Here is a 25,930-nt window from a genome sequence, read left to right as displayed (position 1 = left end):
AAATTTCTCTTTTGCCATTTTTTCTCAGGCCTCCCTGCATATATAGAATCTTCGCCCTTCCAGGCTCTGTATTCCTTCGTTAAAAAACCCTATTTACTGAAGAGATTTTATCATATGAATCAAAAATATCCATATCCGCCCATAGTAAAAGACCCAGAAGTACATCTCTTCCAAATCAACCTTCAACAATATGGCAGATCCTTCTGAACTTCCGGCTTGTTTTTATTCAATGAGAGTAAAAAGACCCGGCATTATGCCGGGTCTTACAAAACACCTGCTAAATTATAACCGAATTCATCAAAAGCTGCCACTGCAACCTCCACCGCAACCGCCGCCACTTCCGCCTCCGCTATCGTTGCCGCCGCCGCTTCCGCCTTCTTTCATAACACTGTCAAGTTCTCTGTTTATTTCGTTTGCCTTCTCATCATTTCTATTTTCTTCTTCTCCCCAAAAGCCCATAGCATCTGATACTGAGGAAAGCCCGCCCTGCACAAATTCGGCTGTGCTTGATGACTGGGCAAGCCCCGGGAGACCTACCGTAATATTGACCGCTGACACAGCGTTACCCAAATTTTCCAATCTTTCTCTTTCACCCGCATCTATGCCGGAACTCGTGTCATCCTTAACAGCTTTGACAAAGTCATCTGTAGCACCAATGATACTAATGGTTCCGCCAAGAATACCCACGCCAAGGCCAGCCACCCCTACGATCGCCGCGCCAGTAGCAGTAACTGGCAATGACCCAATAGCGATAACCCCCAAAGCGGCTCCGCCAATAGTACCAGCCACAGTGGCCCCCAATTTTGCGCCAGAAGCCAGGACTTGAGCGCCATAGCTGCTCTTAAAAGCCTCCCAAGCGCCTGTTGTTTCCACAAGCGACCTCTGATCAATGGCAAGCTGGGCTGTGCCAGACGCAACTCCCACATTGGTCATAGTGTTCTCAAGCCTGTTCATAACATCCATAGGAGCCAAATTTGCACTCATCGGTACTCCTTGTGAACTTGCCCATGCTGGCGTTCCATAAAGGGAGGCCAAAGCCTCAGCAAATATCGAACGCTCTTCTTCATCCATCTGCAACATTGCTAATTTAGCATATCGTATATTTCGAGAATAACGATTGGCACTGGACTCTAGAGCTTTTAAATTCTGCGTTATCTGGAATCGCAGATTTTTGAGTTGCTGCGAAGAGGGTTCTTGTCTCTCTTTCCCCTTCCTGATGTAGTACCGAAGGCTTAGCTCCGCGCGAATAAAGGCTTCTCGAAAGTTTTCATGTTCCTTGGCCATGGCTTTTACATAGATTGCGGGGATTCCACAGGAAGCCACCAATTCGCCATTTTTTTGTGGAGACTGCGGCGCGGGAGCCAAAGCTTGTGCCGGAGCCGCAGGAGGAGGTACCGGTGCCGCAGGCGCAATGGTTACTGGCACACTAGCTCCTGGAATATCGCCTATTTTTTGTTCATATCTTGATCTGAGGGCCGCATCAGCAACACCAACTATCCCTTGAAGACAAACTATAACGGTAAGGACAGCGCTCAGCCTCTTTATTATTTTTGTATTCTTCATTTCCTCTTCCTCCCCCCTATTTGTTTTTTAGTTCTTCGGGTAGCTTGTTTGCAATCAGGGCGGCAAGAGTTCCTTGTTTTACGGGAAGCCATGCCTTGCTGCCTTCACGATATATTCCGTCTCCGTTAGGGCTATGGACAATAGACACTTTTATCTGATATTTTCCTGTTTTCGTATTGAGGACAAAAAAGTCCATGCCATACTCTATGGGCTTTTTACGATATTTCGATGGCATATTTGTCAACACCCACGCTTTGCCTTTTTCAGAATAAACACTTTTGACCCAGCAAGAGATCTCATCCTTATTTTTATTAAGAGTTCCCTTGTGAAGATACATATCAAACCCATCATCCTTATAAATCCAGACAAACTTCTCTTCCGCCCCACAAGCACTTCCCGCAAAAAAGAGCACTAGCAGCAGAAGCCCAAAAACACAGAATTTTCTTCTCATTCCTTTACCTCCCTCCATGAATTCCTCTGGAAGTTAACATATGAACCACATCGGATAAAGGATGAATTTTCTCACCCCTCCATGAAAATCCTGTTACAATAAGGGTTGAGACCATATACCTAATAAGGTTGGTGAAAAGGAAAAATGAAAACACCTTACGACAAAGATAAATATTTCCTTTTTTTGATTATAGTTGGACTGGGGCTCGCGACTGCCTGGAGCTGGGGGACATTTCAGGAGGGACACCTTTTTATACAGTTTCCTCAGCTTCTTTCCATATCTCCAGAACGTGCTTTTTTCTTTTTCCCTTTATTCAATGCTATCTTTTTTACCCTGATGGCAAAATATACCTTCTTTTTCAATGGCAATAAATTCTTTAAACAGCTTTTACTCTTTAGTATTTTTTCTCTCTTTCTTTTGCTGCCTCGAACCCCTTCCCACTTAAGTATATGGATGGACTTTGCAAGCATCTTGATTGCAAGCGCAGCCCTTGCTCTTTTTGATGGGGGCTGGATGTGGCTTGGAACAAATCTCTCTCCCCAAAAAGCAGTTCTTGTTTTTTCGGCAGCCAACATGCTCGCCTCTCTTATTATGGCAGTTCACCCCTGGTTCCCGCCTTCATTTTTGCTGCTTATAACAGGAGCATTCCCCCTGGTTTCTGCACTTTTTTGGGGAAAAAGCTTTAATTTCTCTTTCTCTTCTTCAGAGCTCCCCCACCTGCGGCCTCAGACATCCTTTAAGGGCAAATGGTTTGCCCCCCTGCATTTTGGGCTAGCAATACGGATCTTTCTTTTCTTTTTGGCCTGCAGCATCTTTCATCATCATATTTTGAGCAGTTCTGGAACAGAAACCATTTCTCACTTCTTTTTTTCAGAGCTTATGTACGGGGCAGGAGCTTTAACGGCAGCGCTATTGGTTTATAAGATTCCAAAAATAAAATTGCGGCACATTTATATCTTGGCCCAAATTCTTATTGGAACCGGATTCCTTTTGATCTCACCTTTTTATGGCTTCTCTGGCTGGATCAGCATACTTCCCATAACACTCCTCCAGTTCGGATTTGGGTGTTTTGGTGCTTATGCCTGGGCGACTTTAGTTGGTTTGGCTTCACGAGCTCCTAAAGAACATGCCCTCTCTGTCGCAAGTAAGGGCCTCGCCCTTATCGCCGGATCTGTCTTTATAGGTCAGAATCTTATTTTTCTCTTGAACAGCATCTCCGAAATATGGAAGATTCCAAATAACCAGCTCCTGTGGGTTGCCGGTGTAATTTCACTCCTGCTGGCAGGACTTTTCTTTCACGATAATCCCGAAACTTTTGCAAACGAAAATCTCGATAAACAGGAGAAACATGGCCTCGCTCCTCTTTCTCAAACTGAAAGACACCATTTGTTACTTTTGCCCTATGATCTCACAAAGCAGGAAACAAAAATTGCCCTACTGCTGGCAGAGAACCTCAACAATAGCGAGATCTGCGATAGCCTGAATATCTCTGAAAACACTTTAAAAACCCATTTGAGAAACATTTATCGCAAGACAAAGGCCTCTGGAAGAGAAGACGTGCAGAGAATCTTTTCGTAAAGAAACCTCTCTCCTAGATAAAGATACAAAAAATCATCCTCGGTGGACATACATCTGATCGCCATCCTCCGAATAAACCTTGATGCATATTCCTGCCTGCACCCACGGTTGGGAACAAAATTCTTTAAAGTTAAAATTATCTGCGATCATTGAACGCTGCCAAATTTTTTCTTCGGCGTTCCAGCGATAACCACTAGCTTTAAGCTGATCACGCCGCACCTCAAGCATATCGCCCCGCGAAGTTTCTAAACAGAAGTCCAAATCAATATCTACAGACAACCGAGGGCATTCGAATATCACCAGGTTGATGGCCGTCCCGCCCTTAAATCCAAGGCTTTTATAAAGAAAGGAGTGTTTCTCTATGAAATGCAGGACGCGCGTGAGACGGCATACCTTCTCACGGGTGTTTACAACGAAGCCCATCTTTTTTGCATACACATTCCGCAAAAAGTTCATGGGGGCGTCTATTTTTTTCTGAAAATGCTCCAGTATATATCCCATCTTTTTATATAAAAAACCTTTGACGGATTTCTTGTATTCCTTGAGGTATGAAACCAGTTTTTGAGCGCTCAGACAACGGGGGGGGAATGGCCTCTATGCAGTTTAAAACCTCCTCAAGCCCCGCAATCTTGTTTATATCCTCAATGCTGTCTATGACAGTACGCTCAAGGTCAGTAACTCGAATCATCCCATCGTATTTTGTTTCAATTCCAATATCGAGGCGTGACGGTATGTAACGGTAGATGATGCCGTTGTATGTGAACTCGGAAAACTTTTTGTTGCCGGGGGTCGCGACGTACAGTTCGTAAAAGACCTGGTTTGTCATCCCGTGAAACTGAAAGGCCGAATGATGGGTGACGCAGGCCTCCGGGACGATATGGCTGGCAATCACGAAACGATCCGCTACAGACTCGCCCGTCTCCATGCTGATGGAAACGAAAAGATTCCGCCGGACACTTTCAATGTACCCTTTCTTTTTATAGTTGTTCAAAAGGGATTTTGCGGTCTCTTTATTCCCTGTCAATTTTTCTACATCTTGCCGTGTGAAACACTTCATATCGACGAGCTTCTCATAATACTTCATCGTAATTTCCCCTTAAAAACAAAGTGCTTAACATATTTTAATATCCGCTTTAGCGAAAAGAGGCCAATATTTCAACCCTTTCTCGCCAAAACAGATATAAACGTATAGTGTTTTCGTATTATTTTGTGAATATATGCTATTACATTCCCCCTTGTAAGACAGGCAAAACTTTTTTGGTTGAGCATCAATCCACTTATCTAAATCTTCTTTTACGTATCGCCGGGCTTTTCCTACACGAATATGCGGTGGTGGGGCCCCAAACGATTTTTTATCTGGCCGGTCATGCGGATAGTAGGAAGGTTGCCTGCTAGTGGGGAGCTTAAACAAGACAATTTGGCAGGAAAGTTAAATTGTGCAAACATACATATGACATACAAATAGAAAAAGGGTCCCGAAAATAACCGGGGACCCTTTGCTAACACTGGAGCCGACTTCCGGACTCGAACCGGAGACCCCATCCTTACCATGGATGTGCTCTACCTGCTGAGCTAAGTCGGCTTTCATAATATATAAATGGTGGTGGGAGTAGGGTTCGAACCTACGTAGGCGAACGCCAGCAGATTTACAGTCTGCAGCCTTTGACCACTCGGCCATCCCACCACGTTGTCAATTTACTGGAGCCGGCACCCAGACTCGAACTGGGGACCTGCTGATTACAAGTCAGCTGCTCTACCAACTGAGCTACACCGGCTCGCCGCTGGTATATTATAGCGGGAGAAAAGAATCTGTCAACACCAGTCATCAACAGAGCATTATTTTACATTACTTTTTTTGCTTCTGCAATAAAAGCTTTTATCCCTGCCTGTTTTATATACGGTTCTTCTTCTAGGTGTTCGAGTTTTTCCTTTAAGACCAAAACATCTTCATCATCACAAAAGACCATAAAAGCCCAGTCTTTGCCAGGATATATTGCATCATCCCAATGGGTTTTTCCACTCTCGTTATCACGGAACAAAACATTTTTCCAAACAAAATATCCCGTGATTCCGTTTTTATTGAGAACATCCATGAGATCTTCTGCGACACTTTCATTACAAAAAATCCAGAACATCTTCATGCAGCCTAAACCTCCTCTGCCTCAGCAAAACGCTTTTTACGACGAAGCTTTTCTTCAAACAAACTGTAAATGACAGGTACAATTACTAGCGTTACTATGGTAGAAACGAGCAATCCTCCCATAACAGAAATCGCAAGCGGACGCCAGAGCTCTGCTCCCTGGTCCTGGCTAATAGCCATTGGCAACATGCCAAAAAACGTTGTGAGTGTCGTCATTAAAACAGGGCGTAAACGACGTTCTCCCGCCTCAAGAAGAGACTCTCTCAATTTTACACCTCGGGCTCTGAGAAGGTTGATATAGTCTACAAGTACAATGGCGTTATTGACCACAATCCCAACCAGCATAATGACTCCGAGCAGTGCTTGTAACGAAAGATACATCCCCGTCAGAAGATAGGCGAAAGCCACGCCAGTAAGGGCAAAGGGAATGCTGAACATGATGACAAAGGGATCGAGGTAGGCTTCATATTGCCCAGCCATAACCATATAGACCAAAAGGACACCCAACAAAACTAAATATCCCATTTGGCGGAAAGCCTTATCTTTTTCTTCTACCTCTCCGCCAAAATCGATACGGATATCTTGAGGGGTATTCATTTTTTTGATAGCTGTTTTTGCATCTTGCGTCAACTGACCTAACGATCTCCCATGAACATTCGCTTCAACAACTACGTAGCGCTGTTTATTTTTGCGCTGTATTTCCGGTGGACCTACTGTATCATTGAGTTGTGCTACTGTCGAAAGGCGAATAAGCTCCCCATTTACATTCGGAACCATCAGACGATTTAAAACCTCTCGAGAGTTTCTTTCATCGGTGTTCAACCGAACTCGAATGGGATAATCATCATCACCTTCCCAATAACTTTCGCCTGTTTCATATCCGTAATAATAAGTCCTCAGAGTCTGTGCAACAGATGCTGTGCTTACTCCTGCCAAAGCTGCTTTTTCTCTATCAACCTGTACCCATACTTCTGGGCGATTTTGTTTTTGGCTCAACGTCACATCAACAGCTCCTGGTATCTTCATGAGGCTATTCTTAATCGTATTTGCCGTTTCTATAACATGATCAAGGTTGTCTCCATATACTTCTATATTCAAGGGTTTCGACCCAAGTAACATGGCTTTAATAGGAGACGTAACTACAACTGTCATTTTTTCAATACCAGGCTTAGTTTGAAGCCAATTACGCAGTTCGTTGGCAACTTCAAAAGCACTACGCTCTCTTTTCTTTTTCTCCACCAGCTTAAGCCCCACAGTTCCCACATTAGGGCCAGCCTCTTGCCCGACAGCTACAGCATATCCCTTTTCATCCCGGCCATCATAGGCAAATATATTTGTTGCCTCCGGTACTGTTTTTTCAGCATATGCCATTATTTCTTTAAGAAGTTCTTCTGTTTTTTCAATCCTGGTTCCTTCTGGAAGTGTGAGAGTAATAGAAATATCTCCCGTATCCGGTTCCGGCGTCAGTTCAGTACCTATGAAACGGAAACCTGTAAAAGTAAGGACTAGAAGAACTACAGCTGCAACAATAACTTTTTTCTGGTTTATAAGACTCCATGAAAGGATATTCTTGTAACCTTGTTCAAGCCATACGAGGAATCGTTCCGTATATTGGTGCATTTTTAAGCGATCTTCTTCGCGCTTGAAAAACCGGCTTCCCATCATTGGAACAAAGGTAAGGCTGACAAAGAGCGATGCCATAACAGCTACAACCATCACAATAGTTAATGCTGAAAAGAAAACACCCACGAGCCCTGAAATAAAAGCTAACGGGAGCAACACAACAGCCGTGGTAAGCGTAGAAGCGAGAAGGGCAGACTGTACTTCCTGTGCACCGAGGATACTCGCCACATTCCGTCGCTCTCCAAGCTCTAAGTGATAAACAATCTGGTCAGTAGCGACAATAGAATTATCCACAACCATGCCACTTGCTACGGCTAGAGCCGAAAGGGTGAAAATATTGATAGTATAATCAAGCCATCCCATAATTATAAAAGTAATGACAAGAGAGAAAGGGATCGCTCCGCAAATAATAAGCGAGGCTGGGAGTCGTTTTAAAAAGGCCCATGTCACAAGGAACACCAAAAGTATTCCCATAAAAAGAGAGGAACTTAAATTACGCACAGAATCTTGAATAAAATCAGCGGCATTAAGCCCCACATGATACTCTACGTCACCTGGGAACTCTTGATTCTTCATATCCTCCATTTTCTTAAGAACAGCTTGGCTTACTTCTACCGTATTGGCGTCACTGTTTTTGAGAACAATGAGGATTACTGACTGCTTCCCTGCGTGAAATCCTTGAATATCAGGATCTTTAAAACTATCGGAGATAGTCGCCACATCGGAAAGATATACTGGTCGCCCTTTCGATACACCTACAATTACTTTGTGCATATCCTCTACACTTTGGAATCGACCAGGAACCCGTAGATAATATTCAATTCGCCCTTCTTTTAGAGACCCTGAAGGAATGTTAATATTCTCCCGTTCAAGCACTTGCGCTACTGATTGTGGAGCTAGTCCATACGCTTCAATTTTATCTACATTGAGTTGCACCTGTATCTCCCGTCGATCCCCGCCATAGATCAGAACTTGCCCTACACCTGAAATACGGGAAATTGTTTCGGAAATAGTTTTATCTGCATAATGATAAAGACCGGGAAAGGACTCGTCTGCCGTTAGAGACATTACAAGGACAGGAACCGTCCCTGAAGTTATTCTCAACAAAATCGGTTCCTCTGCATCGCTAGGTAGATCTCGTTTAGCGAAGTTCACCGCATCTCGAACATCTCCTATTTTGACATCCAAGTCTTCCCCCCAATCAAACTTCACTGAAACAACAGATATGTTATCTTGGGACTTTGAAAGGATAGTATCTACCCCTTCTATCATGGCAACGTGATTTTCTACTATTTTGGAAACCCGCTGCTCTACATCGCTTGCAGAAGCTCCTGGCCATGAAGTCAAAATATTAATAACTGGAGGTTCTATTTCAGGCAATAAATCTACTTTTAAAGATGTGAAAACAATACCACCAAGCAATATGACTACAAGAAAGATCATAAGGGTGGTTACTCGCCGCTTAACCGAAAATTCTGGAAGATTCATCGCTGAACCACCTCAATTGGTATTCCTTCAGAAAGTTTCTCCGAACGGGTAATGATAACTTTATCAGAAGGAGATATTCCTTCGATTACCTCAATAGCATCTGGTCCTTCCTCTCCAAGAGTAATTTGTTTTGTTTTAGCAGTCCCATCTTCTGTAGCCACATAACAAATAGGCAGACCAGTACCTGCCATTTTCATAACAGCGTCTAATGGAATACCAAGCCCTTCATGAGTTCCCGCTTGAATTTCTACTCGAGCATACATTCCAGGTTTCATAAGGGAAAGAGCGTCAACAGCGACCTCTACCTTTCCTGTTCGAGTAGCAGGATCCAAAATGGGAGAAACTCTAGACACTTTTGCTTTAAAAGAACGTCCAGGGAAAGCATCTAGAGAAATATGCGTTTCTTGCCCTGCTCTTACCTTAGAGTAGAGTTTCTCTGGAACTACTCCTACGGCTTTAACCTGCTCCTGCTTAGCTATCACAAAGGCAGGATAGGAGGAGGTAGTGTCTCCAGCATCTACATTTCGAGCTATAATAGTGCCGGAAATCGGGGCCTCTATTCGATGATATCCCCTCGTTATCTTAAGCTGTTCCAGAACTGCCCTCGCCTCTGCCACTTGCCTGTCTGAGGTTTTATACTCTCCTTCTACATGATCATATTGTTGGCGACTAATAACTTCTTCCTTATAAAGTTGAGAAAATCTTCGGTAATCGTTTCCCACGGTCTGTTTATAAACTTCAGCTTTGGCAAGGCTTGCCTGAGCCTGATTTATCTGCTGCTCTATAAGATTTGTATCAAGAATGGCAAGAACATCTCCCTGCTGTACTTTATCCCCCTCATGAACAAGGACTTGAAGAACTGTTTTACCTGGTACCTTACTTATAACAGCAGCTTCTTCTTCCGGTTCAAGAGTAGCCACAAAGCGAACAGTATCCACGAAAGTTCTCTGCGCTGGAGAAACTACTTCTACTTTTATCCGCTCTATTTCACCTACAGTGCTTTCTATTTGATGTTTCTGATAGGCTCTAAAACCTATAAGGGCAATAAAGATAATAACCACACTAAAGAGCATCAGACTCTTTTTCACTCATAATCACTCCCGTTCCTATTCTTCAGCTGTACTTAGAGGAAGGCCTACTGCATATAAAAGTTCTGTTTTAGATATGTGCGTATCATAAATTGCGTCAACAAGCTGAGTTCGAGCATTGGTGAGAGCTACACGAGCATCAAGAACATCTATATTTGTGCCTACCTGGGAACTATACCGTTTTAAAGCCATACGATAGTCTTCTTCGGCACTTTGCACCTGATCCGCAGCGACAGATATCCGTTGCAAAGCAGATTCCAGGTTAAGTTTTGCGACAGAAACTTCCAAGTTAATCTGTTTTTTAAGGTCTTCTGTCCTGAAAAGAAACTCATTTGCTGTCGCCTTCGCTTCTTGGGCCTTCGTCTGACTTGCTCCACCATCGTAAAATTTCCAAAGTGCTGTAAGAGAGATTTTCCAGTCATCTTTTTCGCTCGGGAAAAAAGTGTTGTCAGCAACATAGCTCTCAGCCTGCAAAATCACCTGCGGTTTGCTTTGTGCTGCTGCCGCCTTAGAAAGAGATAGAGATGATTGAACAGCATGGTCTAAAGCTTGAAGCTCTGGCCTGATTTCTAGGGCAAGAGAAAAAGGATCCTCAATTACAGGAACATCGGGTCGGGACTGATCTGGATCCGGCAAAGCATATTGAGAATGCAAAGAGACCCCCACAGCTCGTTCTAAGGCACTCCATGCCACATCTACTCCGTTGGCAGTCTTTATTCTGTTTAGCTCGGCTTCCGACACATCTACACGAATTCGCAAAACTTCATTTTTAGCTACAACACCATGATGATAAAAAGACTCCACTTGCTTCAGGTGTTCTTTTGTGAGATCTAATACATCTTCCGCTACAGCAAGTTTTGCTCGAGCTCGCTGAAGATTGTAATAACTCGCTAATACATTGCTTTCCACAGTCTGTGACACCCTGGTCTCTTGTGCTTTTGCCCCCTCTAAAGCCAATTTCTGGCTCCGCACAGAGTTTTCTACAGCGCCGCTACTATAGATAAGATAGTCAAGAGATAGAGCTGCACGATAGGTTTTTTCAAACCCCGCTATAGCCTCTCCCCCCGTAGGAATTACAGGATACCTTGGCTCCTCACCTAATTGTTGGTACGTTAAAGACGCCGTTAATTGGGGTTTTTGTGCTGATTTGGAACCTAAGTACCTGGCTTGTGCCTGATTTACTCGCTCTGCCTCTGCCGCCAGGATTGGATTATTTTCCTCTGCAAGCTCCAATACTAGCGCCTCTGTGAGAGATTCTCTTTCCTGAGCCCGTAAAATTTGCTTTTCCGAAAAGAGGCAAGCGAATAGTGTTATTATCGCAATCATATAAAAATATTTTCTATGGCGCATATGGTGCCCCTCCTTTAAGAACTCGTGTAACTAAAAATTTCCAAGAACGTTTAGCTTCATCGACAGAGAGGGTTGTTCCTACGTTAGAAACTAATCCAGCAATAAAGTTCTCGAAAATTTGAATCAGTTCTTTAAGAGAAAGTCCTCCTGCTCCATATTTCAGGGAGGGATACATCCTCATAAGGATAGACTCAAATTCTTCCACAAAGGATAGACTAATAAGACGATTCAAATCCTGAATTTCTTTATTGCCCCTAATAGACTCTAAGGCCATATGGACGCTGAACATTCGCCACAACCGGTCTTTCATCACTGCATCAATAAGTTGCTCTCCTCGAGCAATGAAAAGCCCCTCTCGTTCTTCAGGCTTTTCTGGCTGTTCTGGAACCATAATATGGCGGATACGCTCTACCTCTTCTTTTATAACCGCTCTATAAAGATCGAGCTTCCCAGGGAAATGCCAATATAATGCCCCTTTACTCAAACCCGCTTCTTTTACAAGGGCGTCAATACTTGTCCCATAGAACCCTTTTTCGGCAAAGTGCTTGCGAGCTATAGAAATAATAAGAGCTTTTGTATCTTGTCCGCTGTCTTTCACTTAATCACCTCCCGACCAGTCGATATGTAAACATCTTAGACCATACTGAACGGTCTGTCAACTGGAAAGCGTAAAAATGTGGGTTACCCTGAAAAGGATAACCCATGCCAACTAGAGTCTTTTTAAGAAAGGGATAGAATGTTTCGGGCTATTTCAAAATAAACGATGAGCCCAAACACGTCTACTAATGTTGTAATAAAAGGTCCCGACATAATAGCTGGGTCTATATGGAACATTCGAGCTATAAAAGGCAGTAGAGTCCCCGCCAGATTTCCAAGTAAAACAACAATAACAATGGCAATAGCTACGGTGATCGCCAGACCATATCCTGTATTGAGCATATAGGCCCTTACAAGACCAAGAATTGCTAAAGCCGACCCTAATAATATTCCTGTTAAAGCTTCCCTAAAAAGAACCTTACCTATATCCTTCCACTCTATATGTCCAAGAGTAAGACCGCGAATGACGAGAGTAGAAGCTTGAGTTCCAGCATTTCCACCAGTATCTATAAGTAGCGGAATAAAAAAGGTCAATGCTACCATGCTTTGTATAGCAAAAGCGTAGTGCTTTAAAATAGCAGACGTTGCAGTCTCTGTTAAAATACAAATGAAAAGCCACATAAAACGTTTTCTTGCTAAAGTAAAGATACTCGCATCAAGATAGCTTTCTTCTACCGGCTGGATACCTGCCATTCGTTCGAAGTCTTCCGTTGCCTCTTCCTCGATGATGTCAAGAACGTCGTCAAAGGTTATTATGCCAACAAGCCGCTTCTCGGTATCTACTATAGGAATGGCCTGTAAGTCATATTTCGACATGACCTGAGCCACTTCTTCCTGGTCTGTAGTCGTTGTAGCGTAGATAGGATCATCCATAACAGCCCCCACCAAGGTGTGAGGTTCTGCCATAATAAGGGTTTCCAGATCGACAACGCCTTTTAGGTAGCGTTGTGTGTCAACAACAAAACAAGTGTAGATGGTTTCTTTGCTGCGCGCATTCCTCCGAATTCGACCAATAGCCTCTTCTGTTGTCATTTCCTCTTTCAAATCTATATATTCCGGGGTCATTATTCTCCCCGCAGAGCTTGGGGAATAATTCAGCAGCATGTTTGCTACTTTGCGTTCATCTGGGGAAAGGCGCAATAGAAGTTTTTTCACGGTTTTCGCGGGCAGTTCATCGAAAAGAGCTGTTCTGTCGTCATCTGACATTTCTTCCATAATTTCTGAAACTTCACTATCAGAGAAATGGGCCAGCATTTCTTCTATCTCTGTGCTGTCCATAAACTCAAACACTTCTATGGCCAGGTCTTTTGCTAAAAGCCTGAAGAGAAAAACCCGTTCAACAGGAGGTTTTTCACCCATTATTTCAGCAATGTCAGCAGGCTCCATAGTGCTTAGCAGCTCTTTCAAGCTTTTAAACTTTTTAGCCTGGAAAAGCTTATCGATGCTTTCGAGAAATTTGTGGTGCAAATCATTCATCGGCATCTCCCCCCTTTGTTACAGTTTTTTTAAAGGGTGAGAATCAGTTCACACCCGACGGGCGTCGGGCGTTATCGAACCTGCCATGAGGAGTGAAAACGTACTCGACGCCAGTTAGTTCATTAAAATTTTAATGTAGTTACACGATAAAGGGACTAAACCGCTATCCATGTGTCGCTCCTTTTAGAAAAGAAACTGCTTTAATTAAGATAACATACGGGGCTTTTTAGCAAAACGCCCCGTATGTATTGTGTTTTTTGTAAAAAACTAACGTTTGGAGAACTGACGAAGCCCACGAGCACCTTTCTGACCGAATTTCTTTCTTTCGACCATGCGTGGATCCCGAGTAAGCAACCCAGCTTTTTTAAGAGCGGGGCGCAGTTCCGGATTCAGTTTTAAAAGGGCTCTTGCTATACCAAGGCGAACTGCTCCAGCTTGCCCGGTAAGACCGCCCCCGTTGGCACGGACAAAGACATTCACTCTACCCTCAATACCCGCAACTTTTAAAGGGGCAAGGGCCTGAGACTGCCAGACCTCTCGAGGGAAATAATCTTCAACCGTTCTTTCGTTGATTTCTATAGATCCATCGCCCGGGCAAACTCTTACTCGAGCAATAGCATTTTTACGTCTTCCTGTTCCCCAAAAATAGGAAGGAGTTGGCATTCTTGTTCCTCCTTTCTCAAATTAGATATCAAGAGCTACAGGCTGCTGAGCTGAGTGCGGATGATGATCCCCTGCATATACCTTAAGTTTCCTCTGAAAGTTAAGGCGTGATTTGGGAAGCATTCCCTTCACTACGAGCTCCATAAGCCGCTCTGGTTTTTTTGCAATCATTTCACCATAGGTCTGGCTCTTAATACCGCCAGGGTGACCCGTATGGTGATACCTTCTGGTGTTCATTAATTTATTCCCAGTTAATTTCACCTTCTCTGCGTTAATAACGATGACAAAGTCTCCACAATCAACGTGAGGGGTGTAGGTTGCTTTATGTTTTCCCATGAGAATTCTGGCTATCTTTACAGCAAGACGTCCCATAGGTTTATCGGTAGCATCTACTACATACCACTCGCGAACAACTTTTTCACGAGTAGCCATGTAGGTACGATTGCTTGCCATGTTCATTTCCTCCTTTAACTTCAAGTAAATTTATAGAGAAAAGTTCAAAGAACGCCGACTCTTGCGGAAGCCGAATTCTTTTAGCTGCATCTGGGAATGGTGGCGGCATTCCCGCTAAAAAACGCATCTTCTCCACAAAAAGGCATTCGCAGAACCAGCTTATTTTACACGTTTTAGCCTGGGGTTTTCAATGATCCCTGGCAATCTTCCCCTTTTTGCTATAGGAATTCCATCTACAACCTTCAAGTCCATGGTCATATCTCGTGGAGTTCCATGGGCAATATAACTTCCTACGCCAAAAGAATCAACCCCTGCTTCGGAAAGAACTTTAATTCGTTCGGGGTTAAGGCCACCGGAAGCAATGATCTTTACATGGGAAAAGCCTGCAATATCTAAACGATAACGAACTTCTCTAACCAGTTCAGCAGTAACTCCCCCACGTTCTCCAGGAGTGTCAAGGCGAACTCCATAAAGACGGTTTCCTAGAGCTTGCGCTACTCGCAAAGACTCTTCTGCTTCATCCTTAAAGGTATCAATAAGGACGATTCTAGGCTCTCCTTCAGGAATTTCTTCATCATAGAACCTAGCCAGTTCAACTGTATCTCCAACAATAAGGACGGCAGCGTGGGGAACGGTCCCCATAGGATTGTGGCCAGCCAGTTTCGCGCCAAGCATGCAGCTCGCGCCGGAGCATCCGCCTGCTTCCATTGCAACACGCTCCATTACAGGCGCAATAGCAGGATGGACATGTCTCGCCCCGAAACAAAGGACAGGCTTACCATCGGCTGCTTCTACGCACTGCCGCGCAGCTGTGGCCCAACCGCTTGAACTAGCCAAAAAACCAAGTAAGACGGTTTCATACAACCCAAATTCAGAATAAGGCCCGCTTATTCTCATAACGACTTCTTTAGGAGTAAAAGTGTCTCCTTCGTTTAAAGAATAAACTGAAACATTTTTATGTCTCAGGATTTGCATTGCCTCGGTCAAACCGGCATAAACGCCATTACCTCGAGCAAAGAATTCTGCAACCACAGGCGTATCAATCTTTCCGGCCCGGCGCAGCACATCTCTCGTTTTCAAAAAATACACATCGGTAGTGAGGCCGCTCATGATTTCCTCGTGAGTGGCACTGTACAAACGGTCCATATCAACCGTAATAGAGGAGATATCCTCAAGGGAATCAAGATTCCCGTTTTTTACCATATCCATTCTCCTTTATTTTGACATCATTACGAGGACAAGAGACGTTAGCATGAAAAGACTGGTCAGAACAACCGTTATTTTCGTTAAGCCACTCAATCGCTGCCACTGGCTTCCACCCATGTCAGCTTGCGTTCCACCGCCAAAGATACCCGAAAAACCGCCTTCTTTACGCTGCTGAAGAAGTACTATGCCAATCAATGCAATACTTAAAACCATATGCACGACGCCAATGAACATTTTCACCTTCTACACCCCCTACACACTATACGACACTGAAAATACAGACAGTAGATTATTTTATCATATTTGTTGATGAATAATATGTATTAATTGATAAGAAGCTATAGCTCTATGGGATATTCGAGCCTTTATTTTATCAGGAAGGTCTGCAAAAGGACGTTCGTACCCATGGGGAATAAAAAGCGGATCGTATCCAAAACCGCCTCTACCGCTCCTCCCGAGAGCAATCCTTCCCCAGCACTCACCTTCTGTTATCAAAACCAGTCCATTCTCTGGAAGACAAAGAGCGAAGGACGCCACGTATTTGGCTACCCTATCCTCAATTCCTTCGAGGGATTTTAAGAGCCATTCATTCCGCCCTTCTGTAGAAGGGGCTACCCGCGCGGAAAAGATACCTGGCTTCCAGCCTAAGGCACGCACTTCGAGACCGCTATCATCGGCTAAAGCAGGTATCCCTGTCTTTTTTGCCCACGTCACAGCTTTGATGTAGGCATTCCCCATATAGGTTTGTGCTGTTTCTTCTACATCAATGGCCTGGCGCTCAGGACCAAAGATAAGATGTATCTGGAGAGGAGCAAGTAGTTCCGCAACCTCTTCGTACTTGTTTCGATTATTACTTGCAAAAACTACAGATTTTCCCGACGCAAGCATGTCGTTCCTCCTCGCTAATCTGAAGAACCGCAGCTTGACTGAACATTATAGTTTGAATTCCATCTTCAGCCAAATCGAGCATAGCGTCAAATTCATCCCTGGCAAAAGTTCCCCGCTCCCCTGTGCCCTGTATTTCAATAAGCTGTTTGTCTCCGTTCATCACCACATTGCAGTCTACATCAGCACGGCTGTCTTCTTCGTAACAAAGATCAAGAAGAAGGCTTCCTTCTATTTTTCCTACACTGACAGCGGCTACAAAAGACTTTACCGGAATTTTCTCTATCACATTCTGGGCTTTCAGGTACCGCATGGCGTCGAATAGGGCTACAAAGGCTCCGGATATGGCTGCTGTACGTGTTCCGCCATCTGCCTGGATAACATCGCAGTCAAGCCATATGGTTCTCTCTCCCAGAAGAGAAAGATCCGCGGAGGCTCGAAGAGAGCGCCCAATTAAGCGTTGTATCTCATGACTTCTCCCGCTAATCGTTCCTTTTGAGGTCATCCGGGATGACCTCTCTGCTGTGGCACGAGGCAACATAGCATATTCTGCGCTTATCCACCCCTGGCCAGACCCCCTCAAAAAAGGAGGAACCCTGTCTTCCACAGACGCTGTACAAATGACTTTCGTATCACCAAAGCAGGCTAACACTGCCCCTTCGGCATAACGGGTAAAGTGACGCTGAAAGCTAATGGGACGTATTTCATTGAACTTTCTGCCGTCACTTCGAAGAAGAGAGTCTTCCATCATCACAGTCCTTTCTCTTTATGAACGCAGTTCCCAGGGAACTGAAAGATTTACAGGCGCGCCGCTCTGAGGAATCTTTCCTTCAACAAGGAAACGTACCTTTGAAACCGGGGAGAAATTTTCTTTCAGAGTTCGAACAATACCTGTAATGAGCAAGGTGCTAGTTTCTTCTCCAAGAGCATTCAGAGCAGACATGAATCCTCCGCTTATATCAACGTAGGCTGTATCACCGTTCCTGAATATATGGAGGATGTTGACCCCACGCAAAGAATCTCCGCACTCTTCAAAGAGTTTGAGAATGAGGCGTTCCATGTCATCTTCCATAAGGCTGGAAAGAACGACAATGTCCTTTCGCACCACATCGCCGTTCATGGGAATATATAGAGGGAAGGTGACCTTTCTTCCAGCATTTGTTTCTGAAGCCACGAGCTCAGAAAGCTCTTGCTGATTTTGAACAATTTCCTCCTGGCGGACAAGATTCTTTTTATTTAAAACTTTAAGTGTAAATGATGTTCCCCAATATCCCACACCGAAAAATAAAAACACAAGGGCCACCCATGCGATGGCGCGGAGGGCAAGGGGGGCTTTTTTTGAAGACTGCTTATCGGCATAACGTCTTCCTCTCCTTGAACGAGGTTTGGGTTTATGTATGGTTTTTGACTCTTCTACCTGTTCGTCAATCTCCTTACGAATTGTTAAATCATCTTCAAAATCATCAATGAAATTATCTTCTCTACGAACCATTTCGTATAGCGCAAATGCGCCACACACCTCCTTTCGCACTCACCATTCTATCTACCATTAAAATACGTTTCTACACCCTGTGCAACGGCCTCAGCAAACTGCTTCTGAAAAGATGGCGTCGCAAGTTTTTTTGCTTCGCTGCGCTCTGTTAAAAAACCTGTTTCTATAAGTACTGCCGGCATAGTGGCCCCTCGCAACACAAAGAAAGGCGCCTGGGCAACCCGTCTCATATTTATTTTCTGCTTTTTCCCGGATTTGAATAAATGCTCTGCGACTTCTGTACTATCGCTAATTTTCGCATTTTGTTGCATGTTTCCAAGAATATTTAAAAGCATTTTAGTTTTTTTATCCACCTGGGCTGAACTTTCGCTTCCATTATCCCCTGTCAACTCACGGTTTTCTATCAATGCGAGCTCCATGGCATCTTTATCTGTGGGCAAAGCCATAATATAAATTTCTGTCCCATTGGCATGTCTTCCTTTAGGAAGGGCATTGGCATGGATGCTGATAAACATGTCAGCTTCCCATTTGTTGGCTAAATCCGTACGTTCCCCTAACTTGAGATATACATCCGTATCACGAGTGAGACGAACTCTGAACCCTCGTTTCTTGACACATTCAGCCAGCTGTCTCGCATATTGCAGATTCAGATCTTTTTCGCGGTAACCATTCGCCACAGCGCCAGGATCTTTTCCCCCATGACCAGCATCTATAACTACAAGAGGTGCGGATTTTCGAGGAACAACCTTTGCAGGAACAAAAACTGGCTCCTTCGGTTCTGAGGTTTGCACTGCCACTGGTTTTGGGGCTGGTTTCAAATTTGACACTGCCGCTGGCGCAGGCAAGACTTCATTCTTGGGGTTATAAATATCGACCACAAGCCGATCGGGGTTAGGAAGGGTAAAAACCTTTAATTCTCCTCCCTTTATAGAGCTCAGTGTAATAATATATTTCCCTTCAGAAGATGCAGTTTCTATTAAGACGTCAGTAGGGAAGGGTGAAAGGGTTTCTGTCTTAGAAAGACTGCCTTCCGTAAAGGCTATCGATACATTTTGCCCTGTTTGATTTGATTGAGGCTCTGTCTCCCCCTGATAATCGAAAACAACCCTTATTTTGTCGTCATACCGCCCCCATCTCAGCGCTCTCAGTTCACAAGGCCTCATTCCGCCTGAGGAAACCGATGAGGCAGGTGTGGGAGATGGCACGATGGGGATACTTGCAGGCAAAATGGCTTCTTCTGCCTCCTCCTGCTTTTTTTCAGGGCTTTCCACAATCTTATCCAGAGAGGAAGCCTCTACTGCATCTCCCGCCCAGGATAAAGAAGCGGTAGACCCTGCAGCCTGATAAAGAGCCTGGAGTATTTTAATGGCGGAACGAGAATCCAGCCACCAGTTTTCTCCTTCAAAGACAGGTGCTGATGCCGTCGGTACTAGTTGAACATCTAGCCAGACAGCCGTCGCTTTATTAACAAGCTGCAGTTTATTGTTCTTATAAAAAATTAGCAGGGTATCATCTTTGTGTTCGAGTTTCAATTGCAGAAGACGCCCCATGGCACCAATAGAAACCATGGTTATTCGTCCATTATCCCTAACAGGAATTCCGCCGAGGATTCTGCCATCGAGGGCAAGATTCCAGGCCGAATCAGCCATCACTGGAGTGACAGATAAGAAAAGACACAGTACGAGAAGAAAAGAAAATATGAAATTTTTATAACCCAGCCGCTGTAACATTATCGATCACCATAGTGCACCCTCCAGTATCGCCAAAAAAGGAAAGGTCGTTGCCTATAAAGATAATGCGGTTGAGCAAGTCGAGCAAATTACCAGCTATGGTCATTCCCGCAACGGGTTGGGCAAATAAACCTCCAGAAAGACTAACACCTTTTATGCCGAGGGAAAAATCGCCGCTCACAGGATTTACAGTGTGAAGGCCAAGAAACTCCGTTATGTAAATTCCATTTTGAACAGAAACAAAGATTTCTTCACTGGAAATATTTCCTGGCTCCATATAAAAATTTGAAATATCCACATCCGGGAGGGAGGAAATACTTCTTGCGGCATTTCCAGTAGACTCTACCCCGTCTTTTTGAGCATATTTAAGGTTATAGAGGTACCCTTCCACAATGCCCTCTTTCATTAATACAGTTCTTTGACTGGGAACACCCTCTCCATCAAAGGGCACGGTCCCAAGTTTTCTAGGCATCAGCCCATCATCTACAAGAGATAGAAGAGGACTCGCCACCTTTTTACCTAACTTCCCTTTGTAGAGAGATCGATTCTTATGTACATTCGACGCACAAAAAAGCTCACCTATCACAGAGAGAAGAGAAGCGGAAACTTCTGGAGAAAGAACTAATGTATAATGCTTTGTTTGAAGGGGACGGCCGCCTAAAGTACAGGCTGTTTGTGTTACCGCTTTTTCAACAATACGTTGAAGAGAGATATCTTCCAGGAATCGGAAGTCTTCACCGTATCCCCCCATCTCCATATTTACCCCATCACTCATGACAAGGCTCAGGCCCGCTGCTACGCCGCTTCCATCATACCAACCTTTTACTCCGGTAGATGCCATGTAAAAGGTTGCCCCTTCCCCATCATTCCATGACGCACTTCGCACAGACAGAACCCTCGAATCCCTCTTTTTCGCGAGATGGGTCATTTCTGCACACCATTCCTGACGCTGTTCCGGAAGGATAGCGGAAATTTTTTCATCTTTAAGCTCGAGATTTTTAGCATAAGAGGGCTTCCCATCATAAAGTACAGCCCATGGGTCAGGTTCAAGATTAGTGCAATTATGCCAACTCCATTCCACAAGCTGCTGTAAGGCAGATCTGTTGAATGTGTTAATATGGGCCACTCCCTGACGCCCATCTCTATCAAGTGTCCGTATTCCTACGCCCACGGAAAAACCCCAATTGTTCTGTTCTGGCTTTTCATCCCTTAAAGAAAGGCTGTGACTTAATCCAAAGTAAAAAAGGATGTCAGCCCCAGAGGCTCCTTTTTTAAGAGATTCTTTTATTGCTAATGCAGCATAACTTTCTACTTCGCCACGGTCTGGAACGATCATTCTGGTTTCTTTGCCTCTTCTACTATGATTTCTGCAGCTTTCACTGCCTGCTCTTTCGACACATCAAGATGGGTAACAAGACGTACACGGCGTTCTCCCATGGCTGTGAAATAAACTCCCCGACGGGCGCAGCTATCTATAAGCATAGAAGCAGTGGGGCCATTTTCGGGAATAGAAAAGAATACCATATTCGTTTGTCTGCCATTCTCCTCAACGGCCAAACCGCCATCCTGAAGAATATAGGCTATGCGTTTCGCATTCTCATGATCCTCAATCATTCTATCGATGTTATGATCTAAAGCATAGAGTCCCGCTGAGGCAATGACCCCTGCCTGACGCATTCCTCCTCCAACCCGTTTTCTCCAATGCCGGGCGCGGTCTATAAAATCAGATGAGGCACAGATAACACTTCCTACAGGAGCCCCTAACCCCTTGGACAGACAGAGCTGAACCGAATCTACACGAGATGTATAGACAGAGATGTCTGCTCCCCAGGCTAACGCTGCGTTAAAAAGTCTTGCTCCGTCAAGATGAACAGGCAACCCCATATCTTTTGCCTTTTCCCCTGTTTCTGCGAACCTTTCTGGAGAAACAGCAATGCCTCCGCACTTATTGTGGGTATTTTCAAGGCAAAGAAGCCTGGCGGGAGCATAGTGAACATTTTTAGGAAGACACTTTTCACCAATCGATTCTTGAGAAGGGATTCCTGACGAATCATCCACAAGTATAGGGAAAAGCCCGCCAAGAGCGGAAAGGCCCCCCCCTTCGTAATTGTTAATGTGAGAATAGGTTCCGATAATTACTCCGTCTCCCCGATTACAATGTGAGAGGAGAGAAACAAGATTACCCATGGTTCCGGAGACAGCAAACAAAGCTGCTTCTTTCCCTGTTATTTCTGCAGCTTTCTCTTCCAGGCGCAGAACGGTCGGATCCTCGCTATAAACGTCATCTCCTACCTCTGCCTCATACATTGCCCGACGCATTTCCTCGCTGGGTTTTGTAACGGTATCGCTTTTAAGGTCGATGGGAAAGTACATCTAAGTTCTCCTCCTTAACGTCAATCTGTGTCTTTTAACCTTATTACGTATAATACCATCAATCTACAGGGATATACCTAAACGCGCCCATGGTAGAAAGTCAAACTTTACCCGTATCCCCATAGAAACTCCAGGTCTATTGGTTCCGTGGAAGTCAGATCCCGCAGTAGGGAAAAGGCCCATTTCTTTAGCAATGCGCAAATATTGAAACACCTGCTGAGGAGCGTGGCTGGGAGCCAGGCATTCCATCCCCCACAAACCGAGCTCTTTTAATGAACTCAAGATGTCAACAAGCTCTCCATAATCATCGGTTGTCTGAACCGGATGGGCAAGAACAGCAACACCCCCTGCCTGATGTATTGTTTCAATGCACTGCTGGGGAGAAAGCCGGTAGCGGGGAACATAGGCAGGTGCCTCTCGCCCGAGGTATCGCTCAAAAGCAGCTCCCATGCTCTGCACATATCCTTTTCTGATAAGAACCCTGGCTATATGGGGACGTGCTATGACCTCTCCCTGGGCCTCAGCCTGCACTTCTTCTATGGAGATGGACAAACCCAGCTGCTGAAGCTTTTGGCAAATTTTGTAGTTTCGCTCATCCCGCCCTTGCCGCAAATCCTTCATGTGTCTCTGAAAAAGAGGTGAGTCCACATCGATTCGATACCCCAGGATATGCATAACACTATGGAAATCCGCAGAAAGTTCCACTCCAGCTACACCACGGACTTCTCTTCGTTCGCATGTCTTTAAGAAGGCTTTTACTCCCTCTGTTGTGTCGTGGTCAGTCAAACTAGCCACAGATAGTCCCTGGCTTTTTGCTTTAAAAGCAAGGGCCCGGGGTGTAAGAGTTCCGTCAGAGCATGTGCTGTGAAGATGTAGATCGATGAAAATCATGCTTCTACCCCCCTCAGCTTATCTATCTACCAAATTTCATGGTGTAAAAGTTCACCATCCAGCGTGATGATCTGTATTATACTTTCTTCTATCAACGCAACGCTTGCCGGGTCGCGCCCTCTTGGCAAGGATGCGCCCCCAGGGTTCAAGAACCATGTTCTCCCTTCCCTGACAATGGATCCTACATGGGTATGGCCCGTTATCACAAGATTTGCACGGGATCGCAAAGCCAACTCCCTGACCTGAGAAAAGTGAGAGCCATGGCTCAAAAGTATGAGCTTCCCTTGCCACCAGATCATTACATAAGGAGAAAGAATGGGCCAGTTAAGACTTTCCTGGTCCTTTGGAAAATCACTATTCCCCTTAGCAATGAGAACAGGTACGGAAGAAATATTTATGAGATCTGCAAGGCCTGTATCAATACCGCTTTTCAATACATCCCCTGCATGAAGGATAGCTTCCACGTCCCCCCAGATCTTCAACGCTTTTTCCCAGGCATCGGCATGTCCATGAGTATCGGCTATGACACCAAGTCTCCGTGACAATAAGCTTCACCTCCTCATAGAATTAGCAATGGAAAGAACATCCTGCAAAAGGGCAAAAGCAGCGAAGCGGCTTCCTGCTCCTGCTCCTTCAATACAAATCTCTCCCATGGTGTCTGTACAGAGAACAGCACCGTTGGTTACCCCATAAAGAGTTACGAGAGGATGGTTTGCAGGCAACGCTGTAGGAGCTACTTCGATCTTAAAGGAATCTTGCTTCCTTTCTATTTTTGAGAGAAGGCGGACAACTCCGCCCTTTATTCTTGTCATATTTAGCATTTCGGGAGTTACTTCACGAATTCCCCTTACTTCTATCATATCTTTTGTAAGTCTGGGAGCTCCCATAATAGCCTGAGCAACTATCATCGCCTTATAGGCAGAATCCCAGCCGTCAATATCCACACTGGGGTCGGGCTCCGCATATCCCCGCCGTTGGGCATCAAGCAAAGCATCGTCAAGAGTGCTTCCCTGACGCATCAATTCAAGTATATAGTTGCACGTGCCGTTTAACACTCCTTCAAAGGAAAGAACTTCCGTAGCGGGCAAACCGTGACGAAAAAGAGAAAATAGGGGGGTTCCACACATGACCGTTCCCTCGAATAGGAACTTCGCCCCTCTTTCACGGGCGAGACTTGATAATGAATGGTACCAGAGAAAAACTGGGGACTTGTTACACGTAACGACAGATTTTCCCCGAGAAAGGGCTTTCTCCATATAGGTTCTCGCCGGCTCCCCCGTCTCCAGGCTGGAAAAGGTTGTGTCTACAAGGATGTGATAGTCACCGTTATTCAGCAAATCTTCAAGGGAGGGAGATATGTAGAGGCCATTGCTTCTGAGGCAATCTATACGTCCTGTTTCTTCTTCAGCCCTGAAAACAGATGGCATATGCAACCCCTCTTCTGAATAGAGGTTGCCCCTTCTCTGGGTCGAAATTCCCTTTATCTGAATGGTGCATCCATATTCTGAAAAAATCTTGTTACCTTTCCTCTCTAGAAGAGAACAAAATTCCCTCCCCACATTCCCGAAACCTAGAAGAAGAACTGAGATCTTCATGCATACTCCTCCAACGCGTAATAAATAATGCCCTCTAGTCTGGATATTGCTTTATTCTATCACTTAAGAACAAAAAGCCTTCGCCTTATCCTCTTCATGTTGTATTATTGTAGTTAGTTAACCAGATTTTTTATTAATTGAAGGGAGCACTATTCATGAGCAAAGAAGTTTCTCAAGCAACCCTTTTAAAAGAGCTGAAAAACCTTATCGAATCGTCATCCCTCGCAACCGCCCGGTTAATAGAAGCTGTTTCCCTTAATTCACAGCTTGCTTCTTCAACAACTCCTGAAATGCGGGAACTTTATACACAGTGGCTGAACTGTGTTACCGGAGAGGTCTTGAACTCTATAGAAGAAAAAGGAATTATCTGTTTGGAAGACATATCAAAAAACATAGGAATTTCAGAAACTACGGCCCTTTCCCTGCTCTTATACCTGCAGCGGCAAGGGGCCATCATAGTGAAAGAAGTTACCATAAAGAAAGGCAGGGGAGAAAACCAGGAATTGTGTCACTGTCTTCGTTAATAAATATAATGAGGTGATGATATGGCTACTGATTTGCAACTATTATCAGAAAAGGCTCACCGAAGAGCAGCTCTTGCGGAAGCAGGGCTGGGAAAGTCGCTGCCCTTTCATATCCTCTCTGAAAAAATGTGCTACCTTTCTTATTATGATATTTTTTATGAAAAGCAGTTTGAAAAGAGTTACCGGCTTTGTATTGAGAACAACATCCACACTTTTTTTATTCCACCTGTACTATTGCCCTTCGTTCTTGATCACTTTGCAGGAACGAAGCTAAAGATAGGGACTATTATAGATTACCCCTATTCGGGTCTTCCGCCTTCTATTAAAGGGGATCTCATTCGCTGGGCAGAGGATAACGGCGTAGAGGAAATTATTGTTACCCTTCGTGCAGATGTTATGCATGAAAACAAGGGACGTGAAAGGGTACGCCAGGCCCTCCTCTCCTATGGCAAGTGCCTTGACTCCGACATCCCCCTTTACTTCGCCTTCGATGGGCATTTTCTATCTGAAAGCCAAATTATCACCTTTGTCAGATATTCAGAGATGGCAGGCGTTTCAGGCGTAATTTGCCTGAACCTCCGGCGGCGGCTCAATATTCTGAGGGATGTGGCAGTGGTACGTTCAGCCACGCCTAATTCAATGTCTGTCGGCGTTTTAGGAAACATTAAAACATGGCAGGAAGTTGAAACTCTAAGTGCTGCAGGCGCAGACATCACGGTCACTATGTGCGACCTTGACGATTTCCGCTATCCCCTTGGTTTTCG

27 protein-coding genes and 3 tRNA genes are annotated in these 25,930 nt (G+C 44.6%); 3 read left to right on the top strand and 27 right to left on the bottom strand.

Features of this window, described 5'->3' with window-relative positions:
- Positions 1 to 297: 297 nt before the first annotated feature.
- From B2U56_RS01415 to B2U56_RS01405, 3 genes are all read right to left on the bottom strand, one after another.
- Positions 298 to 1,563: a hypothetical protein gene (locus tag B2U56_RS01415; RefSeq protein ID WP_213700810.1), complete on the bottom strand. Its 1,266-nt coding sequence runs from the start codon at positions 1,561 to 1,563 to the stop codon at positions 298 to 300.
- Positions 1,564 to 1,579: 16 nt separating this feature from the next.
- Positions 1,580 to 2,014, bottom strand: a complete 435-nt coding sequence (locus B2U56_RS01410) for a hypothetical protein (RefSeq protein WP_286951773.1) — start codon at positions 2,012 to 2,014, stop codon at positions 1,580 to 1,582.
- A 263-nt stretch (positions 2,015 to 2,277) separates the two neighbouring features.
- Positions 2,278 to 2,589 (bottom strand): hypothetical protein, encoded by a 312-nt coding sequence (locus B2U56_RS01405; RefSeq protein ID WP_286951772.1) that lies wholly within the window; start codon positions 2,587 to 2,589, stop codon positions 2,278 to 2,280.
- Between B2U56_RS01405 and B2U56_RS01400 the strand changes: the two genes are divergently transcribed.
- Positions 2,588 to 3,592, top strand: coding sequence for a response regulator transcription factor (locus B2U56_RS01400; protein WP_286951770.1), 1,005 nt, complete (start codon positions 2,588 to 2,590; stop codon positions 3,590 to 3,592). The two genes, B2U56_RS01405 and B2U56_RS01400, sit on opposite strands and share 2 nt — an antisense overlap.
- 33 nt (positions 3,593 to 3,625) lie before the next feature.
- Here B2U56_RS01400 and B2U56_RS01395 read toward each other — a convergent pair whose 3' ends face one another.
- The 24 genes from B2U56_RS01395 to B2U56_RS01280 form a co-directional block, all read right to left on the bottom strand.
- Positions 3,626 to 4,048 (bottom strand): nucleotidyl transferase AbiEii/AbiGii toxin family protein, encoded by a 423-nt coding sequence (locus B2U56_RS01395; RefSeq protein WP_286951768.1) that lies wholly within the window; start codon positions 4,046 to 4,048, stop codon positions 3,626 to 3,628.
- Positions 4,049 to 4,097: 49 nt separating this feature from the next.
- Complete coding sequence (locus B2U56_RS01390; protein WP_286951765.1) at positions 4,098 to 4,676, bottom strand: type IV toxin-antitoxin system AbiEi family antitoxin domain-containing protein; 579 nt, start codon at positions 4,674 to 4,676, stop codon at positions 4,098 to 4,100.
- A gap of 422 nt (positions 4,677 to 5,098) precedes the next feature.
- Positions 5,099 to 5,174: transfer RNA gene (locus tag B2U56_RS01385), tRNA-Thr, on the bottom strand.
- A gap of 16 nt (positions 5,175 to 5,190) precedes the next feature.
- Positions 5,191 to 5,276 (bottom strand) — tRNA-Tyr (locus B2U56_RS01380).
- A 15-nt stretch (positions 5,277 to 5,291) separates the two neighbouring features.
- Positions 5,292 to 5,367 (bottom strand) — tRNA-Thr (locus tag B2U56_RS01375).
- A 66-nt stretch (positions 5,368 to 5,433) separates the two neighbouring features.
- The gene (locus B2U56_RS01370) at positions 5,434 to 5,733 is read right to left on the bottom strand and encodes a PG0541 family transporter-associated protein (RefSeq protein WP_013047716.1); all 300 of its coding nucleotides are present in this window, start codon (positions 5,731 to 5,733) and stop codon (positions 5,434 to 5,436) included.
- A 5-nt stretch (positions 5,734 to 5,738) separates the two neighbouring features.
- Entirely contained in the window at positions 5,739 to 8,843 is a 3,105-nt protein-coding gene (locus tag B2U56_RS01365) for an efflux RND transporter permease subunit (RefSeq protein ID WP_286951762.1), read from the bottom strand.
- Positions 8,840 to 9,931 carry an efflux RND transporter periplasmic adaptor subunit gene (locus tag B2U56_RS01360; protein WP_286951760.1) on the bottom strand — a complete coding sequence of 364 codons (1,092 nt, stop codon included), beginning with the start codon at positions 9,929 to 9,931 and terminating at the stop codon, positions 8,840 to 8,842. Before B2U56_RS01360 ends, B2U56_RS01365 begins: the two co-directional genes overlap by 4 nt.
- Positions 9,932 to 9,949: 18 nt before the next feature.
- Positions 9,950 to 11,281: a TolC family protein gene (locus B2U56_RS01355; protein ID WP_286951757.1), complete on the bottom strand. Its 1,332-nt coding sequence runs from the start codon at positions 11,279 to 11,281 to the stop codon at positions 9,950 to 9,952.
- A complete protein-coding gene (locus B2U56_RS01350) occupies positions 11,271 to 11,879 on the bottom strand; it encodes a TetR/AcrR family transcriptional regulator (RefSeq protein WP_286951754.1) in 609 nt (202 codons plus the stop codon). The genes B2U56_RS01355 and B2U56_RS01350 overlap by 11 nt, the downstream gene beginning before the upstream one ends.
- A gap of 122 nt (positions 11,880 to 12,001) precedes the next feature.
- On the bottom strand, positions 12,002 to 13,354 hold the full coding sequence (mgtE, locus tag B2U56_RS01345; RefSeq protein WP_213700884.1) for a magnesium transporter: 1,353 nt from the start codon (positions 13,352 to 13,354) through the stop codon (positions 12,002 to 12,004).
- A gap of 267 nt (positions 13,355 to 13,621) precedes the next feature.
- On the bottom strand, positions 13,622 to 14,017 hold the full coding sequence (gene rpsI, locus B2U56_RS01340) for a 30S ribosomal protein S9 (protein ID WP_013047710.1): 396 nt from the start codon (positions 14,015 to 14,017) through the stop codon (positions 13,622 to 13,624).
- A gap of 21 nt (positions 14,018 to 14,038) precedes the next feature.
- Positions 14,039 to 14,470, bottom strand: coding sequence for a 50S ribosomal protein L13 (gene rplM, locus B2U56_RS01335; protein WP_213700885.1), 432 nt, complete (start codon positions 14,468 to 14,470; stop codon positions 14,039 to 14,041).
- 159 nt (positions 14,471 to 14,629) lie between these two features.
- Positions 14,630 to 15,673: a nicotinate phosphoribosyltransferase gene (locus B2U56_RS01330; RefSeq protein ID WP_286951752.1), complete on the bottom strand. Its 1,044-nt coding sequence runs from the start codon at positions 15,671 to 15,673 to the stop codon at positions 14,630 to 14,632.
- A 12-nt stretch (positions 15,674 to 15,685) separates the two neighbouring features.
- The gene (secG, locus tag B2U56_RS01325; RefSeq protein ID WP_013047707.1) at positions 15,686 to 15,910 is read right to left on the bottom strand and encodes a preprotein translocase subunit SecG; all 225 of its coding nucleotides are present in this window, start codon (positions 15,908 to 15,910) and stop codon (positions 15,686 to 15,688) included.
- A gap of 63 nt (positions 15,911 to 15,973) precedes the next feature.
- Positions 15,974 to 16,564 carry a non-canonical purine NTP pyrophosphatase gene (locus B2U56_RS01320; protein ID WP_286951750.1) on the bottom strand — a complete coding sequence of 197 codons (591 nt, stop codon included), beginning with the start codon at positions 16,562 to 16,564 and terminating at the stop codon, positions 15,974 to 15,976.
- Complete coding sequence (gene rph / locus B2U56_RS01315) at positions 16,527 to 17,309, bottom strand: ribonuclease PH (RefSeq protein WP_286951775.1); 783 nt, start codon at positions 17,307 to 17,309, stop codon at positions 16,527 to 16,529. Before rph ends, B2U56_RS01320 begins: the two co-directional genes overlap by 38 nt.
- Positions 17,310 to 17,327: 18 nt before the next feature.
- Positions 17,328 to 18,092: a GerMN domain-containing protein gene (locus B2U56_RS01310; protein ID WP_213700339.1), complete on the bottom strand. Its 765-nt coding sequence runs from the start codon at positions 18,090 to 18,092 to the stop codon at positions 17,328 to 17,330.
- 8 nt (positions 18,093 to 18,100) lie between these two features.
- Positions 18,101 to 19,783, bottom strand: coding sequence for an N-acetylmuramoyl-L-alanine amidase (locus tag B2U56_RS01305; RefSeq protein ID WP_286951748.1), 1,683 nt, complete (start codon positions 19,781 to 19,783; stop codon positions 18,101 to 18,103).
- A complete protein-coding gene (locus B2U56_RS01300) occupies positions 19,761 to 21,119 on the bottom strand; it encodes a TldD/PmbA family protein (protein ID WP_286951746.1) in 1,359 nt (452 codons plus the stop codon). The genes B2U56_RS01305 and B2U56_RS01300 overlap by 23 nt, the downstream gene beginning before the upstream one ends.
- Positions 21,116 to 22,156, bottom strand: coding sequence for a low-specificity L-threonine aldolase (ltaE, locus tag B2U56_RS01295; RefSeq protein WP_286951742.1), 1,041 nt, complete (start codon positions 22,154 to 22,156; stop codon positions 21,116 to 21,118). The genes B2U56_RS01300 and ltaE overlap by 4 nt, the downstream gene beginning before the upstream one ends.
- Before the next feature lie 63 nt (positions 22,157 to 22,219).
- The gene (locus tag B2U56_RS01290) at positions 22,220 to 23,047 is read right to left on the bottom strand and encodes a PHP domain-containing protein (RefSeq protein ID WP_213700428.1); all 828 of its coding nucleotides are present in this window, start codon (positions 23,045 to 23,047) and stop codon (positions 22,220 to 22,222) included.
- Between the two features lie 26 nt (positions 23,048 to 23,073).
- Positions 23,074 to 23,592: a YfcE family phosphodiesterase gene (locus B2U56_RS01285; RefSeq protein ID WP_286951739.1), complete on the bottom strand. Its 519-nt coding sequence runs from the start codon at positions 23,590 to 23,592 to the stop codon at positions 23,074 to 23,076.
- A 6-nt stretch (positions 23,593 to 23,598) separates the two neighbouring features.
- Complete coding sequence (locus B2U56_RS01280; RefSeq protein WP_286951738.1) at positions 23,599 to 24,642, bottom strand: homoserine dehydrogenase; 1,044 nt, start codon at positions 24,640 to 24,642, stop codon at positions 23,599 to 23,601.
- A gap of 155 nt (positions 24,643 to 24,797) precedes the next feature.
- Here B2U56_RS01280 and B2U56_RS01275 point away from each other — a divergent pair, with 155 nt between their 5' ends.
- Positions 24,798 to 25,166, top strand: coding sequence for a hypothetical protein (locus B2U56_RS01275; protein WP_286951737.1), 369 nt, complete (start codon positions 24,798 to 24,800; stop codon positions 25,164 to 25,166).
- 21 nt (positions 25,167 to 25,187) lie between these two features.
- Positions 25,188 to 25,930 (top strand): hypothetical protein (locus B2U56_RS01270; RefSeq protein ID WP_286951736.1); only part of this gene is annotated, 743 nt, incomplete at its 3' end.

The organism is Aminobacterium sp. UBA4987 (assembly GCF_002396985.1).
Lineage (GTDB): Bacteria > Synergistota > Synergistia > Synergistales > Aminobacteriaceae > Aminobacterium > Aminobacterium colombiense.
Note: the sequence above shows the minus strand (reverse complement) of the source record. Positions and strands in the feature narration are given on the sequence as shown.

What these genes read in the sequence shown, in the direction of transcription:
- B2U56_RS01355 (WP_286951757.1), bottom strand. Translation starts at nt 11,281, where the DNA reads ATGCGCCATAGAAAATATTTTTATATGATTGCGATAATAACACTATTC.
- rplM (WP_213700885.1), bottom strand. Translation starts at nt 14,470, where the DNA reads ATGGCAAGCAATCGTACCTACATGGCTACTCGTGAAAAAGTTGTTCGC.
- secG (WP_013047707.1), bottom strand. Translation starts at nt 15,910, where the DNA reads ATGTTCATTGGCGTCGTGCATATGGTTTTAAGTATTGCATTGATTGGC.
- B2U56_RS01320 (WP_286951750.1), bottom strand. Translation starts at nt 16,564, where the DNA reads ATGCTTGCGTCGGGAAAATCTGTAGTTTTTGCAAGTAATAATCGAAAC.
- B2U56_RS01290 (WP_213700428.1), bottom strand. Translation starts at nt 23,047, where the DNA reads ATGATTTTCATCGATCTACATCTTCACAGCACATGCTCTGACGGAACT.
- ltaE (WP_286951742.1), bottom strand. Translation starts at nt 22,156, where the DNA reads ATGTACTTTCCCATCGACCTTAAAAGCGATACCGTTACAAAACCCAGC.
- mgtE (WP_213700884.1), bottom strand. Translation starts at nt 13,354, where the DNA reads ATGAATGATTTGCACCACAAATTTCTCGAAAGCATCGATAAGCTTTTC.
- B2U56_RS01330 (WP_286951752.1), bottom strand. Translation starts at nt 15,673, where the DNA reads ATGGTAAAAAACGGGAATCTTGATTCCCTTGAGGATATCTCCTCTATT.
- B2U56_RS01280 (WP_286951738.1), bottom strand. Translation starts at nt 24,642, where the DNA reads ATGAAGATCTCAGTTCTTCTTCTAGGTTTCGGGAATGTGGGGAGGGAA.
- B2U56_RS01275 (WP_286951737.1), top strand. Translation starts at nt 24,798, where the DNA reads ATGAGCAAAGAAGTTTCTCAAGCAACCCTTTTAAAAGAGCTGAAAAAC.
- rpsI (WP_013047710.1), bottom strand. Translation starts at nt 14,017, where the DNA reads ATGCCAACTCCTTCCTATTTTTGGGGAACAGGAAGACGTAAAAATGCT.
- B2U56_RS01390 (WP_286951765.1), bottom strand. Translation starts at nt 4,676, where the DNA reads ATGAAGTATTATGAGAAGCTCGTCGATATGAAGTGTTTCACACGGCAA.
- B2U56_RS01305 (WP_286951748.1), bottom strand. Translation starts at nt 19,783, where the DNA reads ATGTTACAGCGGCTGGGTTATAAAAATTTCATATTTTCTTTTCTTCTC.
- B2U56_RS01400 (WP_286951770.1), top strand. Translation starts at nt 2,588, where the DNA reads ATGCTCGCCTCTCTTATTATGGCAGTTCACCCCTGGTTCCCGCCTTCA.
- B2U56_RS01300 (WP_286951746.1), bottom strand. Translation starts at nt 21,119, where the DNA reads ATGATCGTTCCAGACCGTGGCGAAGTAGAAAGTTATGCTGCATTAGCA.
- B2U56_RS01410 (WP_286951773.1), bottom strand. Translation starts at nt 2,014, where the DNA reads ATGAGAAGAAAATTCTGTGTTTTTGGGCTTCTGCTGCTAGTGCTCTTT.
- B2U56_RS01395 (WP_286951768.1), bottom strand. Translation starts at nt 4,048, where the DNA reads ATGAACTTTTTGCGGAATGTGTATGCAAAAAAGATGGGCTTCGTTGTA.
- rph (WP_286951775.1), bottom strand. Translation starts at nt 17,309, where the DNA reads ATGGAAGACTCTCTTCTTCGAAGTGACGGCAGAAAGTTCAATGAAATA.
- B2U56_RS01365 (WP_286951762.1), bottom strand. Translation starts at nt 8,843, where the DNA reads ATGAATCTTCCAGAATTTTCGGTTAAGCGGCGAGTAACCACCCTTATG.
- B2U56_RS01405 (WP_286951772.1), bottom strand. Translation starts at nt 2,589, where the DNA reads ATGTTGGCTGCCGAAAAAACAAGAACTGCTTTTTGGGGAGAGAGATTT.
- B2U56_RS01415 (WP_213700810.1), bottom strand. Translation starts at nt 1,563, where the DNA reads ATGAAGAATACAAAAATAATAAAGAGGCTGAGCGCTGTCCTTACCGTT.
- B2U56_RS01370 (WP_013047716.1), bottom strand. Translation starts at nt 5,733, where the DNA reads ATGAAGATGTTCTGGATTTTTTGTAATGAAAGTGTCGCAGAAGATCTC.